Origin of the sequence: Bradyrhizobium sp. 17, assembly GCF_023073515.1 — a bacterium.
Taxonomy (GTDB): Bacteria; Pseudomonadota; Alphaproteobacteria; order Rhizobiales; family Xanthobacteraceae; genus Bradyrhizobium; species Bradyrhizobium canariense_D.
Map to the genome: position 1 here is coordinate 35,379 of NZ_JADPJQ010000117.1, position 17,381 is coordinate 52,759.

The following is a 17,381-nucleotide window of genomic DNA, read 5'->3' on the forward strand; positions in this document are numbered from 1 at the left end:
TACGCGGCCGCTCCGAACGGTCGAATTCGGCAGGACTCGAGGAATGCCCGATGATCCGACATCTCGCGCGATTCACCGCTTTGGGCCTCCTTGTCGTCGGCCTGCAGGGCTGTGGAGAGAAGAAGAAGGAAGCGAACGAACAGCCTGTCCGCGGTCTGCGCGCCTACAAGGTCGCTGCGACAGCCGAAAGCCGTGTTCGGCGCTTTCCGAGCGTGCTGCAGCCGGCCGACGTCAGCAGCCTCTCGTTCGAGATCGGCGGGCAGTTGAAGACCGTTGGCCTCACCGTCGGCCAGAAGGTGCAACTCGGGGACGTCCTCGCCGAAATCGACCCGAGATCGCTGCAGAGCCAGGTGGACCAGGCCAGCGCCGGTGTGCAGCAGGCGCAGGCGCAGCTCGACAACGCTCAGTCGGACTTCCAGCGCAAGGAAGAGCTCCTGAAGCGGGGCGTCTCCACCCAAGCGGCTTTCGAACAGTCGAACGCCACCCTGCTCAGCTCCAGGGCCCAAGTTGACCAGGCACGGCGCCAACTCGAATTGGCCAACCAAAACCTGGACCGGAGCAAGCTGCTGGCCCCCTTCGCCGGGACCATCTCCCGGATCGAAGTCAAATCGTTTGCGCAAGTCGCTGCGGGGCAGCCGGTGGCCACGCTCTACAGCGACGACAGCTTCGAGATGTCCTTTCTGGTCCCGGCCGCGACTTTCCAGAATCTAAAGGTTGGAGCCAAGATTGCGGTCAAGGTCGCCGACAAGCCTGACCTGCCGCTCAAGGGCGAGATCAAGGAGCTCGGGTCGAAGGCGGAGCAAGTGTCGGCCTTCCCGGTTGTCGTCCGGCTCGAGAACACCGCCCCGGGTCTGAACGCCGGCATGTCGGTCGAGGTCACGATCGAAGAGCCCTTGGTCGTGGGTCGCAGCGGCTTCCTCGTCCCGCTCAGCGTGCTTGTGCCCGACGGCGGAAGGGTGCTGCAGAATACCGGGACCGTGTTTGGTTACGACGAGGCAAGTTCGACTGTGAAGAAACGCACCATCACCGTCGGCGGGATCCGGGACAATCGCCTGGTCGTCGTGGAGGGCGTCAAGCCAGGCGATATCCTGGCCTCGGCCGGGGTGTCGTACCTCGCCGACGGACAGAAGGTGAAGCTGCTTCCCTTGGAGGACGCCGCGCCGTGAATCTCCTCACCCGATTCGGACTTGCACGGTCTCGATTCACGATCATGGCCATGATCGGGCTTCTGATCGCCGGGATCGGGCTCTATCCGAACTTCCCGAAGCGCGAAGACCCCGTGATCGTCATCCGGACTGCGGTCGTGTCGGCCCTCTTCCCGGGCATGGCCCCCGAGCGGATGGAAAATCTAGTCGCGATTCCCATCGAACGAAAAGTACGCGAGCTCGCCGAGGTCAAGGACATCAGGACGCTTGCGGGCGAAGGATCCCTGACGATCTATGTCGACTTGAAGGACGAGGTCGCGAACGTCACTGCCACCTGGCAGCGGCTTCGCGACAAGATGGCCGATGCTAAGGTCGAACTGCCCGACGGCGTCGTTGGACCCTTTGTCAACAGCGACTTCGGCGACGTTGCGATCGCCACCATCGCCATCACGGGCGAAGGCTTTTCGCCGCGCGAGCTGAAGGATGCGGCCGAGGATTTCCGGAAGAAGCTGTACCAGATCGCCGGCATCTCCAAGGTCGAGCTTCACGGCGTACAGGACGAACGGGTCTGGCTCGAACTCGATACCCGGAAGTTGGCCGCGATCGGCGTTCAGGTGAACGCTTTGATCAAGGACCTACAGGGGCAGAACGTGGTGCTGCCGTCCGGCAACATCAACGCGGACGGCACGCGCCTCCTGCTGGAGACCTCCGGAGATTTCCCGAACGTGCGGGCGATCGAGACCATGCTGACCCGTGTGGGCAGCACCGACAGCCTGGTCCGGCTCGCTGACATCGTCACTGTCCGCCGGGATTACGTCTCTCCAAAGGTTAAGCCGATCTATTTCAACGGCCGTCCTGCTGTAGTCCTCAGCGTGATCATGCAGCCGGACCAGGATGTCACCCAGATCGGTGTCAAGCTCCGTACGGCGGCACGCGAATTTGAGCAGCGGCTCCCGATCGGCTTCGCCCTCTCCTTCCCCACCTACCAGGCCGATCAGGTCAGCGCCTCCGTCAATTCGGCCCTCTCCAGCGTGGCCCAGACCTTCGTCGTGGTGGCCGTGCTGGTGGTGGTCTTCTTGGGCCTGCGGGCGGGCACCATCGCCGCGATGATCGTGCCGTTCGCCGTGATGTTCTCGTTGATCGGGATGCGGGCTCTTGGGATCGCGCTTGAGCAGGTCTCGATCGCGGCGATCATCATCGCGCTCGGTCTGCTGGTCGACAATGGCGTCGTGATCGTCGAGGACATCGTGAGCCGGATCGGCCGCGGAGTGCCTCCCGAGGAGGCCGGATTGGCGTCCGGAGCACAGTATGCGCTGCCGCTCCTGATCTCTTCGATCACTACGATAGCGGCGTTCTTGCCGCTCATGCTGCTGTCCGGAGCGTCCGGCGAGTATGCGTTCTCGCTCGCGGCCGTGGTGGCGCTCACGCTTGGGGGATCCTGGATCACGGCGCTGTACATCCTTCCCGCTTTGACCGTGTGGCTCATCGGCCGGCGAGCCGGCTCCGGAACGGAGGATGCCGCGCCCTCACGGCTGCAGCGGCTCTATGCCACCGCGCTCGGCCGGGCCTTGCGCTTCTCGCCCATCGTCCTCGCCGGTTGCGTCGCGCTGGTCGTGATCGCGCTTACACAATTCCCACGCATTCCAAAGGAGATGTTTCCGCTCAGCGAACGGAGCCAGTTTCTGGTCTACATGAACATGCCTGACGGGACCGACATCTCGCAGACCGAAGCTCGCGCGCGCGAGATCGAGCGATGGCTGGGCGACAAAACGGCCAACCCTGAAATCTCCAGCCAGATCCTGTACGTCGGAGATGGCGGCCCGAGGTTCTACCTCACCTTGACCCCCGTCCCTCCGGACCCGGCGTCCGCTTTCTTCCTGGTCAATACCACGGACTATCAAGGCGCGGTGCGTGCGGCCGATCGCGCCTGGAAGTATCTCTACGCCAACCATCCGGAGGCAAGCTTCAAAATCAAGCGGCTGGCCATGGGCGCGGTGGAATCCGGCGTCGTGGAGCTCGAGATCTCGGGGTCCGATGGGGACCGGCTGCTTGGCTTCAGCGAACGGGTCCGATCCCTGCTGCAGGCGGCTCCGGACGTGCGCGAGAACGACGACGATTGGGGCAACAAGATCGTCAAGGTGGTCGTCGAGATCGACCAGGACCGTGCCCGCCAGCTCGGGGTGACCTCGGAGGAAGTGACCCGACTGCTGAACACCTACTTCAGCGGCACCGCGGTCTCGATATACCGCGAAGGCGACAACGCCATCCCCATCGTACTGCGCGCCGGCGCCTACACCTCGCAGAGCCTGGAAGGCCTCACCAGCGCCACCTTCGCGAAGAACGGCGGGCTTATCTCGCTGGCGCAGGTCGCCAGGCTGAAGCCCGGGTTCGACTTCGCGCGGATCCGCCGCAAGAACCAGGAACGGACGATCACGGTCACGGCCCGCAGCACCTCCCTGACGGCCGGGCAGCTACTGGAATCGATCCAGCCCCGGCTCGACGAGATGGACATGACCGGCGGCTATCACGTGACCGTGGGGGGCGAGATCCAGAAAAGCGCCGAGACGAACCAGAAGCTGGCCGCCGGCTTTCCCGTCGCGCTCGCCGTGATGGTGCTGGCGATCATCCTGCAATTCAACTCCTTCCGTCGTACGCTCCTGACCTTCGTCAGCATACCGCTGATCCTGATTGGCATTCCGTTCGGGCTGTTGGCGACGGGACAACCGCTCTCGTTCTTCGGCACGCTGGGCATCATCAGCCTGTCGGGGATCATCATCAACAACGCCATCGTGCTGATCGATCAGATCGACATCGAGCGCGAGACGCTCCCGCTGCGGAAAGCCCTCGTCGCTGCGTCGGAAAAACGGCTTCGTCCGATCCTCCTGACGTCCGCCACCACGGTGCTCGGGCTCGCACCGATGGCACTGGCCGGCGGCGCGTTGTGGCAGCCCATGGCGGTGCTCATGATGTCGGGACTAGCCGTCGCATCCGTCCTGACACTCTTCTTCGTGCCGGCAGGATACTTTCTGCTGTTCCGCTCGGCTAAAGGAGCCTGACTCCCTTGTGGCGCGCGCCCCTCAGCCATGGCGAAACCGGGAAGATCTGCCGGTCAACCCTCGGCCTCATCGTCTTGGCGCTGTGCTGCTGCGCCTGCAGCCGCGTGCCTCTGGACACGCTGCTACCCGTCGGACAGGTCGAAGCGGAAGGCGTGTCGGTCGTCCCGCTGCTGGTGGCAACGACGCGCAACCGAACGGCTGCCGGAAATGCAGCGATGTTCGACAGCGAACGGGCGGACCAGGTGAACTACGCCTCCATCGCCGTTTCCATCCCGCCGGACGCATCGCGCACTGTCGGTCAGGTTCAGTGGCCGACTTCCTCGCCCGGGGATCCACGACTAAACTTCGTGACGGTCTCGGCCGAAGCGGCCGAAAAACCGGCATTTGGCGCTGCGCTGGCGGCGGCCGCAAAGAAGCCGCGAGCACGTGGAAGAGTCCTTGTATTCGTCCATGGCTTCAACAACAGGTTCGATGAAGCCGTGTACCGGTTCGCCCAGATCGTTCATGATTCCGGAGCGCCGGGGGCTCCCGTCCTGTTCTCCTGGCCGTCGCGGGGGTCCGTCAGCCTGGAAGCCTACAAGGAGGATGCGGAGAGCGCGGCGCAGTCTCGAGATGCATTTTCGCAAGTGCTCGATGCGATCGCCGCTACTCCGAACGTCAAGGAAGTGACCGTCCTGTGTCACTCGATGGGGTGCTATCTCACGTTCGAAACCTTGCGCGCGCGAGCGATAGCTGGCCGCATTGGGGCCAAGATCAAGAACGTGCTGTTCGTTGCGCCCGACGTAGACGCCGACAGTTTCCGTACGCAATTGCACGACATGGGAGCGGTACGGCCACGCTTCGCATTGTTCGTGTCGCGGGACGATGCCCCATTGAAGCTATCGAAGTCTCTCCATGGAGGCGCAATCCGCCTCGGCGGCATCGATCCGGACCAAGAGCCGTATGCCGCTGAATTTCGGCGGGAGGGCGTCGAGCTATTCGATTTGACCCGCCTGCATGGACGCGCTCATTCGCGAGCGTTCGACGACGTGACGACCGTCATGAGTATGATCCAGGCACGCCTTGTCGGCGAGCAGCAGGGTACGGGCGGCGTCTCGAGGCGCCAGGGAGCCGCGCTGCGATGATACGGTGGAGTGGACTCGCATTGCTCATTCGGAAGGCATCGGCCGAAATCGAAACCCAATCAGTTGGAAGGCGCCCTTGATCAAGCGCGGAGAAACACCATCCGATTCCATAGCTGAGGAAATCCCTGAGCCCCTGGCAGAGCCGATTTCCCATTCTTCCGCGGGGCGCGGTGTGCTCACCTACCTGCTCTTGATGGCGGTCCAATTGTTCGGATCGGATTTCATCGTATGGAAGGGCCTGCCGGCCTTCCGGGAGCTAGTGCTCGCGCCTGGTCAGCAGCCGGCCAATACGCCCTATGACGACAATCTGACCCTTGCTGTTCTCATGCTTATGCAGGCGGCTTACTGGTACCGCCTCTTGAAGGTGGCGATCCCGTTCAAAGGCGGACGGCTGTCCCTGAGCCACCTCTTCCTGTTCCTAGGCCGGCTGAACTTCATCTTCGGCAGCGCTGTGTTCTCGATCGTGCTGTTTCGCCACCTTCCCGAACTCGGCCCCGATACCGACGTGGTCTTGATGGCCCGACGTGGGGTGTTGATGGTGATTACGCTGTTCGCGCTGTTCTGCTTCACGTTAGAACTCGAGCGTCTGGGGGATGCACTTGGCGAGAACAAACGAGAGTAGCGCATGCGGCTCGACCGCGCTCTCCACCGAGGTCTGCCGGAGACTATCACCGCTACTACCAGGCCGCCGCGATTACTGTCCAATTTCCTCCTGTGCTTCGGAGGGACCAGGGATCCCGAGCGGAGCGACGCGAAGTCACCGTACTCTGCGATCGCCCCCCTTTAAGAGAGCACTGTCATGACCGCTGTTGGCCCCTAGCTGACTCACAAGGCGGGACTGGCTATGTCCGGTTTCGCGGACAGAGCGGACACCGGCTACCCCGCGAGCTATCGGGTTTACGACTACGCTCCCCAGCGCATCCGGGCGCGCATCGACGCCTGCTGTGTTGAATGGATTCAAGTCGGAGGACGGTTGCTTCGAGCCTCCGCGCGGGACGCGGTGTGAAGCTCGAGGATATCGATACGGAGTAGCGGTTGGGGCTCGCCCTGCCACGCGTGCCGCGACAATGGCATCTTGCGCCTGTTTTGCCCGACGAGTCAATATTTCGTCAAAACATAATTTCGGTTTTTCCGTTATCTCACCCCGCGGATTCAACGGATTCGGCAATCGCCTAAGTCATTGATCCCGCTCATGCCGGCTACTGTGCATGGGGTTGTTTTCGAGGTTTTTGTTTTGAGGGCGACAATGCGAAGCTGAACCGGACCTGATCCGGCTCGCCCGCTACTTCATCACCCGCAAATTCTTGGTCGTGAACCGCTGCGTCTTGCCGTCTGGACGAACCGGCCGCCGCGTGCCGGCGGCCTTGCCGGTGCCGGGCGGCTGGTGCGCGGGGACCAGCTGGTCGGGGCGCGAACCGATCAGATCGGCGCGGCCCATCTCTTTCAGGGCTTCACGCAGCACCGGCCAATTGTCGGGGTCATGGTAGCGCAGGAACGCCTTGTGCAAGCGACGCTGGCGCAGGCCCTTGATCGCCTCGACCTTGTCGCTGCCACCGCGCCGCACGCCGCGCAGTGGGTTGACGCCGGTGTGGTACATCGCCGTCGCGGTCGCCATCGGCGAGGGCAGGAAGGTCTGCACCTGATCCGCGCGGTAGCGGTTCTTCTTCAGCCATAGCGCCAGGTTCATCATGTCCTCGTCGGTCGTGCCCGGATGTGCCGCGATGAAATACGGGATCAAATAGTATTTCTTGCCGGCCTGTTCGGCCGCGGCATCGAACATCCGCTTGAACTGGTTGTAGGCGCCGATGCCGGGCTTCATCATCTTGTCGAGCGGCCCGCGCTCGGTATGTTCGGGCGCGATCTTGAGATAACCGCCGACGTGATGGGTGACGAGCTCCTTGATGTATTCGGGGCTCTCGACCGCGAGGTCGTAGCGCACGCCGGAGGCGACCATCACCTTCTTGATGCCCTTGGTCTCGCGCACCTTGCGATAGAGCCGGATCAGATCGTCATGCGAGGTGTTGAGATTCGGGCAGATCTCGGGGAAGACGCAGGACGGCCGCCGGCACGCGGCCTCGACCTTCGGGTCCTTGCACGCCATCCGGTACATGTTGGCGGTGGGACCGCCGATGTCCGAGATCACGCCGGTGAAGCCCGGCGTCTTGTCGCGGATCTTCTCGATCTCGCGCAGGATCGAGCCCTCGGACCGGTTCTGGATGATGCGGCCCTCGTGCTCGGTGATCGAGCAGAAGGTGCAGCCGCCAAAACAGCCGCGCATGATCGTCACCGAGAACTTGATCATGTCCCACGCCGGGATCTTCGCGTCAACGTAGGACGGATGCGGGGCGCGCGCGTAAGGAAGATCGTAGACGGCGTCCATCTCCTCGCTGGTCAGCGGAATCGGCGGCGGGTTGAGCCAGAGATCGCGATCGCCGTGGCGCTGCACCAGCGGCCGCGCATTGCCGGGATTGCTCTCCCGGTGCAGCACGCGTGACGCGCGCGCATAGGCTTCCTTGTCCTGCTCGACCTGCTCCAAAGCGGGCAGCCGGATCACGGTCAAGCCTTTCGTGCGCGAAGCGCCCTCATCGGCGGAGTCGATATCGTCGGCGTGCAGCTCGGTGTAATCGTCGGGCACGCGGCGGAACAGCGCGACGCCCCTGATGTCGTCGAGCTCGCGCGGCGCCTCGCCGGCGGCGAGACGATTGGCCACTTCGACGACGGCGCGCTCGGCATTGCCGTAGAGCAGCAGGTCCGCCTTGGCGTCGGCCAGCACCGAGCGGCGCACCTTGTCGGACCAGTAATCGTAATGCGCGATCCGGCGCAGCGAGGCCTCGATGCCGCCGAGTACGACCGGGACGCCCTTGAACGCCTCGCGGCAACGCTGCGCGTAGACGACGGTGCAGCGGTCCGGCCGCTTGCCACCTTCGCCGCCCGCGGTATAGGCATCGTCATGGCGCAGGCGACGATCCGCGGTGTAGCGGTTCACCATCGAATCCATGTTGCCGCCGGTGACGCCGAAGAAGACTTTTGGCTTGCCCAATGCCTTGAACGGCTCGGCCGAATGCCAGTCCGGCTGCGAGATGATGCCGACCCGAAAGCCCTGCGCCTCCAGCAGCCGGCCGATGATGGCCATGCCGAAGCTGGGATGGTCGACATAGGCATCGCCCGTCACCAGCACGATGTCGCAAGCGTCCCAGCCGAGCGCATCCATCTCGGCGCGACTCATCGGCAGGAACGGCGCCGGCTTGTGCGGGCGTGCCTGCGCCATCAGGGGTTTTTCGGCGGCGATGATCTGGATGTCCATGGCGCATACGCATAGGACTCCGGGCCTCCGAATACAACCGACGGGCAGGTGAAAGATCCGGTTCCGCGACCGGCAGCCCGGGCGTGCGACCGCGTTAACCGTTCGCGAGCGCCGCCATCAGCTGTCTGCACCTTCTCGGGTCACGCGCAGGAACCAACTGCCCTCGCGAACATTCTGATGCAGGGTTGCGCTGGGCCCGGCTGGCGCGCGCTCGCCTCCGGGGTGTAATATTGCCTCGATGTTCGCCCCTGGCGGATGGGGGAGCCGTGAGTACAGTCATAGAGAACTTGCTGCTCCGAAAGCAGAAGCTGGTTGAGCAGCTCGAGAAGGCGCCCACGGCCGAGGACCGCGACAAAATCGAACACCAGCTCGAACAGATCAACACCGCGCTGGATTTTCTGGACAGGCCCGGCACGAAAAATGCGCGGTAGCAGCGCTCAATCGACCTGCAGCGCTTTGGCGTAGACCACGCCAGAATTGGTGACGTGCGTGGTCATCAGCGTCGCGAAGGCGGCAAACTCGCCGCGGGCGAACAGATCGAGCAGCTTGCGATGCTCGTCGAAAGACGTGCGCGTGCGCACGTCGATCGGCGAAGTCAAATTGGTGCGGAGTGCCGCGACGCGGCTAGATGCGAGCTGATAGGATTCGGCGAGATAGCGGTTGCCGCAATGGGCGAACAGCGCCTCATGGAAAGCGGCATCGGCGCGGCCATAGGCGATGTTGTCCCTGGCTGCAATCGCCGGCTCCATCGCCGCGATCGCCTCGCTCATCGTCGCGATCGCACCGGCGCGATCATGGCGGAAGGCGAGCTCAGCGGCCTTGGGCTCCAGCGCGATCCTGAACGTGCAGAGCGCGGTGATGTCTTCCGCGCTTGGCGTAAAGACAAAACTGCCGACCTGCGGCCGGATCACGACGAGGCCCTGCGCCTGCAGCTGACCCATCGCCTCGCGCACCGGGGTGCGGCTGACGCCGAAGGAGTTTGCCACCATCTCCTCGGAGATGGCGGCGCCGAGCGCGAACTCGCCGTCGATGATGGCCTGGCGCAGCCGCTGCATCACCCGCTGCGACAGCGATTTCGGCGCATCGAGCTTCAGCGATCGCATTGGCTCTCTCAGATCACCTTGCCGGGGTTGAGCAGATGATCGGGATCGAGCGCGGCCTTCAGCGTTCGCATCAGCGCGATCTCGGCCTCGCTGCGGGCATGACCCAGCCACTTCTTCTTCAACGTGCCGATGCCGTGCTCGGCCGAGACGCTGCCGCCCATCTCGCGCACGAGACCGTAAATGATCGCGTCCATCTCTTCCTTCGGCTGCTGCTCGACGGCAAGGCCGGTGACCCAGGAGACGAGATGCAGATTGCCGTCGCCGATATGGCCGTAATAGACGCTTTCGCATCCCTCGACGCCATCAGCCAGCGCCGCCTTGCAGCGCGTGACGAACTCGTCCATCCGCGCCACGGCGAGGCCGATGTCGTAGGAGATGTGCGGACCCAACACCTGGCCGAACTCGGCGCAGATGTCGCGCACGCGCCAGAAGCTTCGCGTCTGCGCCAGCGATTGCGCCACGGCGGCGTCGGCGAGCAGCCCGCGCTCCATCAGCTCTTCGAGCCAGCTTTGGAAGCGCGGTGCGTCGAGGCTCTCGTCGGTGCCCTGCGCTTCCACCAGCACGTAGAGGCCATGGCCTGCGGCGACCGGCGGCTTGACGCCTGCGCGCGACGTGATCACGTCCCAGTAATCCGGCCACATCACCTCGAACGCCGACAGCAGCGGGCCGAGCCCGCTTCGCGCGGCGCCGAGCAGCGCGATCACCGCGGCATAGTCCTCGAGCGCGCAGAGCGCGGCCATGGTCGAACGCGGTTTTGGAAACAGCCGCAGCACCACGCGGGTGATGATGCCGAGCGTGCCTTCCGAGCCGATGAACAGATGCTTCAGATCGTAGCCGGCATTGTTCTTCATCAGCTTGTTGAGGCTAGTGATGATGGTGCCGTCGGGCAGCACGACTTCGAGCCCGAGCACCAGTTCGCGCGTCATGCCATAGCGGATCACGCGATTGCCGCCGGCATTGGTCGAGAGGTTGCCGCCGATGGCGCAGGAGCCGCGCGAGCCGAGATCGAGCGGAAAGAAGAAGCCGGCTTCGTCGGCTGCCATCTGGATCGTCTGAAGCGGCGTGCCTGCTTTCACCGTCATCGTCATCGAGGCGTGATCGATCTCCTCGATCCCGCTCATGCGCTCGAGCGAGATCGCGACCCAGCCTGCTTCAGGCGATGCGCCGCGGCACAGCCCAGTCAATCCGCCCTGCGGCACGAACGGCAGATGCGCCTGCCGGCAGGTCAGAATCGCGTCGGCCACGCCTTGCGCATCGACCGGGCGGATCACCGCGAGCGGCGTTTGCGGCAGGCTCGCGCTCCAGTCGTTGCAATTGCGCGCGGGCACGTCCGGGCCAACGAGCACGGCGGCCGCGCCGAGGCTGTCGCGCAAGGCGCCGAGCAACTGGGTGGGCCGCTCGACCGGGGTCACCATGTCCATGCGAGACCTCCTCGGAATCTGGCTGCGTGTTATGCGCGCCATGACGGCGGAAAGGATTTGCGCCTTTGTTGTATGTAAGGTACAAGCCCGAAAGTAAAGCAAAAACAAGGCTTGCCAAGCTCTGGTTTGATCGTCCGAGACCAGACGCCTGGTCCGAAGCCACAGCAACGGATGGTGTGTGATGACGGAGGCAATTCGCGGGTTCTGGGTGGCTTCGGCGACGCCGCTGGCGACGGACGGCAGCGTGGACTCCGCCAAGCTCGCCGCCCACGGCAAGCAACTCTTCGGTAAGGGCATCGACGGTGTCGTGCTGTTCGGCACCACCGGCGAGGGCACCTCGTTCAATGTCGCCGAACGCGTCGCGACCATCGAAGCCGTGCTCAAGGCCGGCGTTGCGCCGGACCGAATTGGAATCGGCGGCGGCTTCCCCGCGATCGGCGACAGCATCGCATTGACGCGTGCCGTGCTCGGTCTCGGCCTGCGTCACGTGCTGTATCTGCCGCCTTACTTCGACCGAAGCGTCAGCCCTGAAGGCATCGAGGATGCCTTTGCGGCGATCCTCGACGGCGTCGCCGACGATCGCCTGCGTGCCTACCTCTATCATATCCCGCAGATCTCGGGTGTCGCGATCCCGACCGGCGTCGCCGCGAATTTGCGCAAGCGCTACGGCAAGGTCGTTGCGGGCCTGAAAGACTCTAGCGGCGACTTCAAGCAGTTCCAGGCGTTCCGTGCCGCCGCTCCCGAGCTCGCCATCACCGTCGGCAACGAGGTTGACATCACCCGCGCGATCGCCGCCGGCGGTGCCGGCACCATCTGCGGCATGGCCAACATCGCGCCGGAGCTGGTCAAGGCAATGATCGACGGCAAGGATGTCGAAGCACGCATGCAGGCTGCCGTGGACATCGTGGTGAAATCACCATCCTTCCTCACGACGCTGAAAGCCATCCTCGCGGCACAGACGGGCGACGCGAGCTGGCTACGCGTGCGGCCGCCGCTCCGGGCCTTGTCCGACGGCACCGCGCTCAAGCGCAAGCTCGACGAGCTGATGGCTCCCGCGATCGCGTGAGATCGCGGGAAGCCGCGACACGTTGCCGCGAATTCGCGCGCTGCGTGTCGCGGTCGCTGCGCAATCCATCGAGGATTGTCGAATAGCGATCAAAGCCTAGAACCATTCAACACTAGAGCGATTCAAGGCCGCTTGCGGTTCTCTTCACGAACAACGGCTGTTAGACGCGCCAGCTTCTGCGTCTGACTTGGAAGTGAATCGAAAGTGCGTGCTCATCTGGATGGCCAGCGCGTCAGCGGCCGTCGAACTCCTGCCGGCACGAGCTGCGCAGTCCTCCTCATTGGAGCAGCCGTTCTGCTCGGCGCACCTTCCTTCAGCGCGACGGCCGCCCAAGCGCAATCGGCTCTGCCGCCGGTGACGGTCGAGGCGCCGGCACCGCGGCCGAAAGCGGCGCGTGCATCGGACCAGTCCCCACGCCGCGCTCAGACCGCCGCGCGCCAGCGCAATCGCAATCCCGCACCCGCAGCGCCGACGCTCTCGGAGCGCGCGGCCGCGGAAGCCGCCGCGCAACAGGCCGCCAAGCTCGGCTACCGCGCGATGCCGAGCGCGACCACGCTGCGCAGCGGCGCTTCGCCGCTCGATACGTCGCAGGCCGTCAACGTGGTGCCCGAGCAGGTGCTGAAGGACCAGCTCCCGCGAAACATCGACGACGCGCTGATCAACGTCAGCGGCATCACCCAGACCAACACGCTCGCCGGCAGCCAGGACGCGGTCATCCGCCGCGGCTTCGGCGACAACCGCGACGGCTCGATCATGCGCAACGGCATGCCGCTGGTGCAGGGGCGCAGCTTCAATCCCGCAGTCGAAAGCGTCGAGGTGCTGAAGGGGCCGGCCTCGCTGCTCTACGGCATCATGGATCCCGGCGGCATCGTCAACACGATCAGCAAGCGGCCGGAGCTGTACCAGCACGGCTCGGTTACGCTGCTTGGTTCGGCCTTCAGTGCTTCCAAGACCGGCGCCGACGGCTTGCTCGACATCACCGGTCCGATCGGTGATCAAGGCCTCGCCTATCGCTTCATCGGCTACAGCGTCAGCGAGGATTACTGGCGGAATTTCGGCCGCCACCGCGAGATGCTGGTTGCGCCGTCACTGGCCTGGTATGGCCAGGACACCACGGTGCAGCTCAACTACGAGCATCGCGAGTTCATCTATCCGTTCGATCGCGGCACGGCGTTCAATCCGGTGACGAAGGCGCCGCTGGCAGTTCCCACGACGCGCCGGCTCGACGAGCCCTTCAATAACACGTGGGGCACGTCGGACCTGATCCAGGCGTCGGTCGAGCACCGTTTCAATCATGATTGGAAGCTCTACGCCGGCTACAGCTACAACACCGAGACCTTCAGCGCCAACCAGCTTCGTATCACCGGCATCAACTTCACGACAGGCGCCGAGACCCGCAGCAACGACGGCACGCAGGGTTCGCTCAGCAACGCCAGCTATGGAACGTCCTATATTTCAGGCGGCTTCTGGCTCGGCGACATGCGCAATGATGTGGTGTTCGGTGGCGACGGCCAGTATCGCACCATCTACCGGGACAATCTGATCCGGCAGATAACGCCCGCCTTCAATGTCTACAATCCCGTTTACGGCCTGATCGGGCCGGGAACGACGGTGTCCAATCCAGACAGTGCGCAGACCGACAAGCTCGGCCAGTGGTCGATGTTCGTCCAGGACACGTTGCATCTGACAGAGCGGTTCGCCTTGGTCGGCGGCGTGCGCTACATGGACTACGACCAGATCGCCGGGCGCGGGAAGCCGTTTGTCACCAACACCAATGTGTCCCAGGACAAGGTGCTTCCGCTCGGCGGCGCCATTTTCAAGCTCACCGACCAGATATCGCTCTATGCGAGCTATACTGAATCGTTGAAGCCGAATTCGACCATTGCGCCGATCGGCGTCACGATCGGCTCCAACGTCGCGCCGGAAGAAGGCGTGTCATACGAGACCGGCGTCAAGTTCGATTTGAACAAGCGCATCTCCGGCACGCTGGCGCTCTACGATCTCGACAAGAAGAACGTGCAGACGACGAAGACGAACAGCGCAGGCGTGGTAGAACTCCACACCGTGGGCCGTGCCCATTCGCGCGGTGTCGAGTTGGACGTCACCGGCAGGATCACCGATAGCTGGGCCTTGATCGGCAGTTATGGCTACACCGACGCCCGCGTGACGGCATCCGAGGACATCACGCTGCTCGGCAGGAAGTTGCAGAACGTCGCGCTGAACACGGCCTCGCTCTATCTGGTCTATGACTTCGGCACAGCCCTGCCGGGTCAGCTCCGCCTCGGCGGCGGCGCGCGTTATGTCGGTGATCGTCCCGGCGATTCGATCAACTCCTTCTTCCTGCCCTCTTATGTGGTCGCCGATATTTTCGCGACCTATGAGATGAAATACCAGAACACGCCGGTGATCTACCAGCTCAACGTCAAGAACCTGTTCGACACTGTCTACTATCCCTCCGCCGTCAATAATCTGAACGTCGCCCTCGGCGACGCGCGGCGGGTCTCGCTGTCGGCGACGGTGAAGTTTTAGCGATGGGCATGTCGCGCAGGGACGCCCTTCGGATGATCGCGCCGAGCAGGAGGGCTCGCGCCGATGCGTGAGTCCTGGCGCGCGATCAAGGCCGCTCTGCTTCATGTCCATTCCATCGCGGGCCTCGTGCTGGCGCTGCTGCTCGCCGTGATCGCACTGACCGGTGCGATCATGAGTTTTGAGGACGAGATCGTCGATCATCTCAACGCCGGCATCATGCAGGTCGCGCCGCGCCAGGCACCGGCGCTGATGCCGGACGAACTGGTTGCGCGCCTGACTGCGGCGCAGGACGTCGGCAAAATCTCCGCCGTGACGCTGGCGAGTGATCCGTCGGCCGCGGTGCATGTGCGCTTCGCCCGCGACGAACGAGGCGCGCGGCCGTCCTCGCTCTATGTCGATCCCTATGACGCGCGCGTGTTGGGCACACCGGACGGCGAAGAGTTTTTCGCGACCGTGCGCAAGCTTCATCGCTGGCTGTTGATTCCCGGCGATGCCAAGGGCTGGGGGCGCCAGATCACGGGCGTGGCCGCGCTCGGCCTGATCGTGATGCTGATCTCGGGCCTCGTGCTGCGCTGGCCGCGTCGTGCAGGCAGCGTGAAGATGTGGCTGAAGCCGAATCTCGGGCTCAGTGGCCGCGGTCTGCATCGGTCGCTGCATGCGGTGATCGGCACCTGGGTCCTGCCGGTCTATCTGGTGATGACGTTCACCGGGCTCTGGTACTCGTTCGACTGGTACAAGGATGGCGTCGTCTGGTTGCTGTCGCGCCCGCAGATCGCCGCGGCGAAGATGCAGCCCAAGATGCCCACAAAGGCGTCGCGTGCTGCCGGTGTCAGCGAGACGGCACAGCCGATCGGCTTTGATCGCGCGTGGGCCGCCTTCCTGCACGAAGAGGGCGGCCGTTTCTCCAAGGCGTTGCTGACGCTGCCCGCCGGTCCGGGCACGGTGATACGGATCCGCTCCTGGGGGAAAGACTCGACCCTCGACACCACCCGTGACGAATTCCGCGTCGATGCCATCACAGGCCAATTCGTGTCTGCGGAGCGTTATTCCGATAAGACCCTCGGCGAGAAGACCATCGCGAACGTGCTCGATATCCACCGCGGCGCATTTCTGGGCTGGCCCGGCAAGCTCGCGTTCATGCTCGCGGCTGTGCTGATGCCGCTGTTCGCGGTCACCGGCGTTTTGCTTTATTTGTCGCGTCGAAAGCTGAGGCGGCTGGCGCAGCCACGGCTCGGGCGGCTCGTTCCCGGCGAATGAACGGGCTGCCGCAAAGGCTAGCCAACACTTCTGCAATCGTTCAAAAGCCCATGGCCAATCCTCGTCAGGGTTTACGCCATGAAGATCACCACCGTCACTCCCGCCGACATCCGCCGTGCACTGCTGCTCCGCGAGGAGATCGCGTTGCTTGATCTCAGGCACGAGGCTGGTTTCGCGACGGGACATCCGCTGTTCGCCGCCAACATGGCTGCCGATCGGATTGCGATCGAAGCGGACGTCAGGCTGCCGCGCAAGAATGTGCCGATCGTGCTCTATGATGACGGCGAAGGGCTCGTCACCGCGGGTGCCGAGCGGCTGGCCGCGCTCGGCTATACCAACGTCCGCGCGCTCGATGGCGGACTGAAGGCCTGGCGCGACGCGGGCTATCAAATGTTCGAGGACGTCAACTCCTACTCCAAAGCCTTTGGCGAGCTGGTCGAGTCGCGTAGGCACACGCCCTCGTTCAGTGCCGACGAGGTGGCAAAACTCATCGCGGACAAGGCCAACATTGCCATCCTCGACGTCCGCCGCTTCGACGAATATGCTACCATGAACATTCCGGGCTCGGTCAGCGTGCCCGGCGCGGAGCTGGTGCTGCGGGCAGGACAGGCGGCACCCGATGCCGACACCACCATCATCGTCAATTGCGCCGGCCGCACCCGCTCGATCATCGGCACCCAATCGCTGATCAATGCCGGCGTGCCGAACAAGGTCCGGGCGCTGCGCAACGGCACCATCGGCTGGACGTTGGCGCGGCACACGCTCGACCATGGTGCTAACAGGCGTGGCGCGATCGGGTCGTTCGAGGGCGGCCCGGCCAATGCGCGCGACGTCGCCTATCGCGCCGGTGTCCGCCATATCGGCGCGAGCGAGATGGCTGCGCTTGTCGCGCAGACCGATCGCACGCTCTATCGCTTCGACGTGCGTGACGCCGAGGGATATGCCGCAGGCCATCTCCCGGGCTTTCGCCACTATCCCGGCGGACAGCTCGTCCAGGAAACCGACATGGCCGCACCGGTGCGCGGCGCGCGTATCGTGTTGACCGACGATAAGGGCGTCCGCGCCGACATGACGGCGTCCTGGCTCGCGCAGATGGGCTGGGAGGTCTATGTGTGGGAGGGCGGCTATGACGGCGCGCTCGAAATCGGTCCGCCGCACGTCCTGCCCAAGCCCGACCCCGCCCACCGCTACCGCCGCCCCTATGAAGGCACCGGCGTCGACGAACGCGCGATGCAGGCCTATCTCGACTGGGAATATGGCCTGGTCGAACAATTGCGTCTGGACGGGACGCACGGGTTTTACGTGATCTGACGACCGCTCCGCCATCTTCTCCCCGTATCCGAACCCTATTGTGCTGCGCATCCCCCGCGGTCTAT

General features: G+C 64.1%; 12 protein-coding genes. 9 read left to right on the forward strand and 3 right to left on the reverse strand.

Annotation, left to right across the window (positions count from 1 at the left end):
• Positions 1 to 50 precede the first annotated feature (50 nt).
• The 4 genes from IVB13_RS25170 (at position 51) to IVB13_RS25185 (ending at position 5,947) form a co-directional block, all read left to right on the forward strand.
• A complete protein-coding gene (locus IVB13_RS25170; RefSeq protein ID WP_256467286.1) occupies positions 51 to 1,166 on the forward strand; it encodes an efflux RND transporter periplasmic adaptor subunit in 1,116 nt (371 codons plus the stop codon).
• Positions 1,163 to 4,201, forward strand: coding sequence for an efflux RND transporter permease subunit (locus tag IVB13_RS25175; protein ID WP_026232448.1), 3,039 nt, complete (start codon positions 1,163 to 1,165; stop codon positions 4,199 to 4,201). The genes IVB13_RS25170 and IVB13_RS25175 overlap by 4 nt, the downstream gene beginning before the upstream one ends.
• Before the next feature lie 215 nt (positions 4,202 to 4,416).
• Positions 4,417 to 5,325, forward strand: coding sequence for an alpha/beta fold hydrolase (locus IVB13_RS25180; protein WP_157642887.1), 909 nt, complete (start codon positions 4,417 to 4,419; stop codon positions 5,323 to 5,325).
• A 76-nt stretch (positions 5,326 to 5,401) separates the two neighbouring features.
• Entirely contained in the window at positions 5,402 to 5,947 is a 546-nt protein-coding gene (locus tag IVB13_RS25185; protein ID WP_018453052.1) for a hypothetical protein, read from the forward strand.
• Positions 5,948 to 6,607: 660 nt separating this feature from the next.
• On the opposite strand, the gene IVB13_RS25190 is transcribed toward IVB13_RS25185, so the two are convergent.
• Entirely contained in the window at positions 6,608 to 8,629 is a 2,022-nt protein-coding gene (locus tag IVB13_RS25190) for a YgiQ family radical SAM protein (protein ID WP_018453053.1), read from the reverse strand.
• 266 nt (positions 8,630 to 8,895) lie between these two features.
• On the opposite strand from IVB13_RS25190, the gene IVB13_RS25195 reads away from it, so the two are divergent.
• Positions 8,896 to 9,060, forward strand: a complete 165-nt coding sequence (locus IVB13_RS25195; protein WP_162847272.1) for a hypothetical protein — start codon at positions 8,896 to 8,898, stop codon at positions 9,058 to 9,060.
• Between the two features lie 6 nt (positions 9,061 to 9,066).
• Here IVB13_RS25195 and IVB13_RS25200 read toward each other — a convergent pair whose 3' ends face one another.
• The gene (locus IVB13_RS25200; RefSeq protein WP_018453055.1) at positions 9,067 to 9,732 is read right to left on the reverse strand and encodes a GntR family transcriptional regulator; all 666 of its coding nucleotides are present in this window, start codon (positions 9,730 to 9,732) and stop codon (positions 9,067 to 9,069) included.
• A gap of 8 nt (positions 9,733 to 9,740) precedes the next feature.
• Positions 9,741 to 11,153 (reverse strand): FAD-binding oxidoreductase, encoded by a 1,413-nt coding sequence (locus IVB13_RS25205; RefSeq protein WP_018453056.1) that lies wholly within the window; start codon positions 11,151 to 11,153, stop codon positions 9,741 to 9,743.
• Positions 11,154 to 11,334: 181 nt separating this feature from the next.
• On the opposite strand from IVB13_RS25205, the gene IVB13_RS25210 reads away from it, so the two are divergent.
• The 4 genes from IVB13_RS25210 to IVB13_RS25225 all read left to right on the forward strand — a co-directional run bounded on the left by IVB13_RS25210 (position 11,335) and on the right by IVB13_RS25225 (position 17,316).
• On the forward strand, positions 11,335 to 12,219 hold the full coding sequence (locus IVB13_RS25210; protein WP_018453057.1) for a dihydrodipicolinate synthase family protein: 885 nt from the start codon (positions 11,335 to 11,337) through the stop codon (positions 12,217 to 12,219).
• Positions 12,220 to 12,423: 204 nt separating this feature from the next.
• Complete coding sequence (locus IVB13_RS25215) at positions 12,424 to 14,748, forward strand: TonB-dependent siderophore receptor (RefSeq protein WP_026232450.1); 2,325 nt, start codon at positions 12,424 to 12,426, stop codon at positions 14,746 to 14,748.
• Between the two features lie 63 nt (positions 14,749 to 14,811).
• Complete coding sequence (locus IVB13_RS25220; protein ID WP_018453059.1) at positions 14,812 to 16,005, forward strand: PepSY-associated TM helix domain-containing protein; 1,194 nt, start codon at positions 14,812 to 14,814, stop codon at positions 16,003 to 16,005.
• Between the two features lie 78 nt (positions 16,006 to 16,083).
• Positions 16,084 to 17,316: a rhodanese-like domain-containing protein gene (locus IVB13_RS25225; RefSeq protein WP_018453060.1), complete on the forward strand. Its 1,233-nt coding sequence runs from the start codon at positions 16,084 to 16,086 to the stop codon at positions 17,314 to 17,316.
• The last annotated feature ends 65 nt before the right edge of the window (positions 17,317 to 17,381 follow it).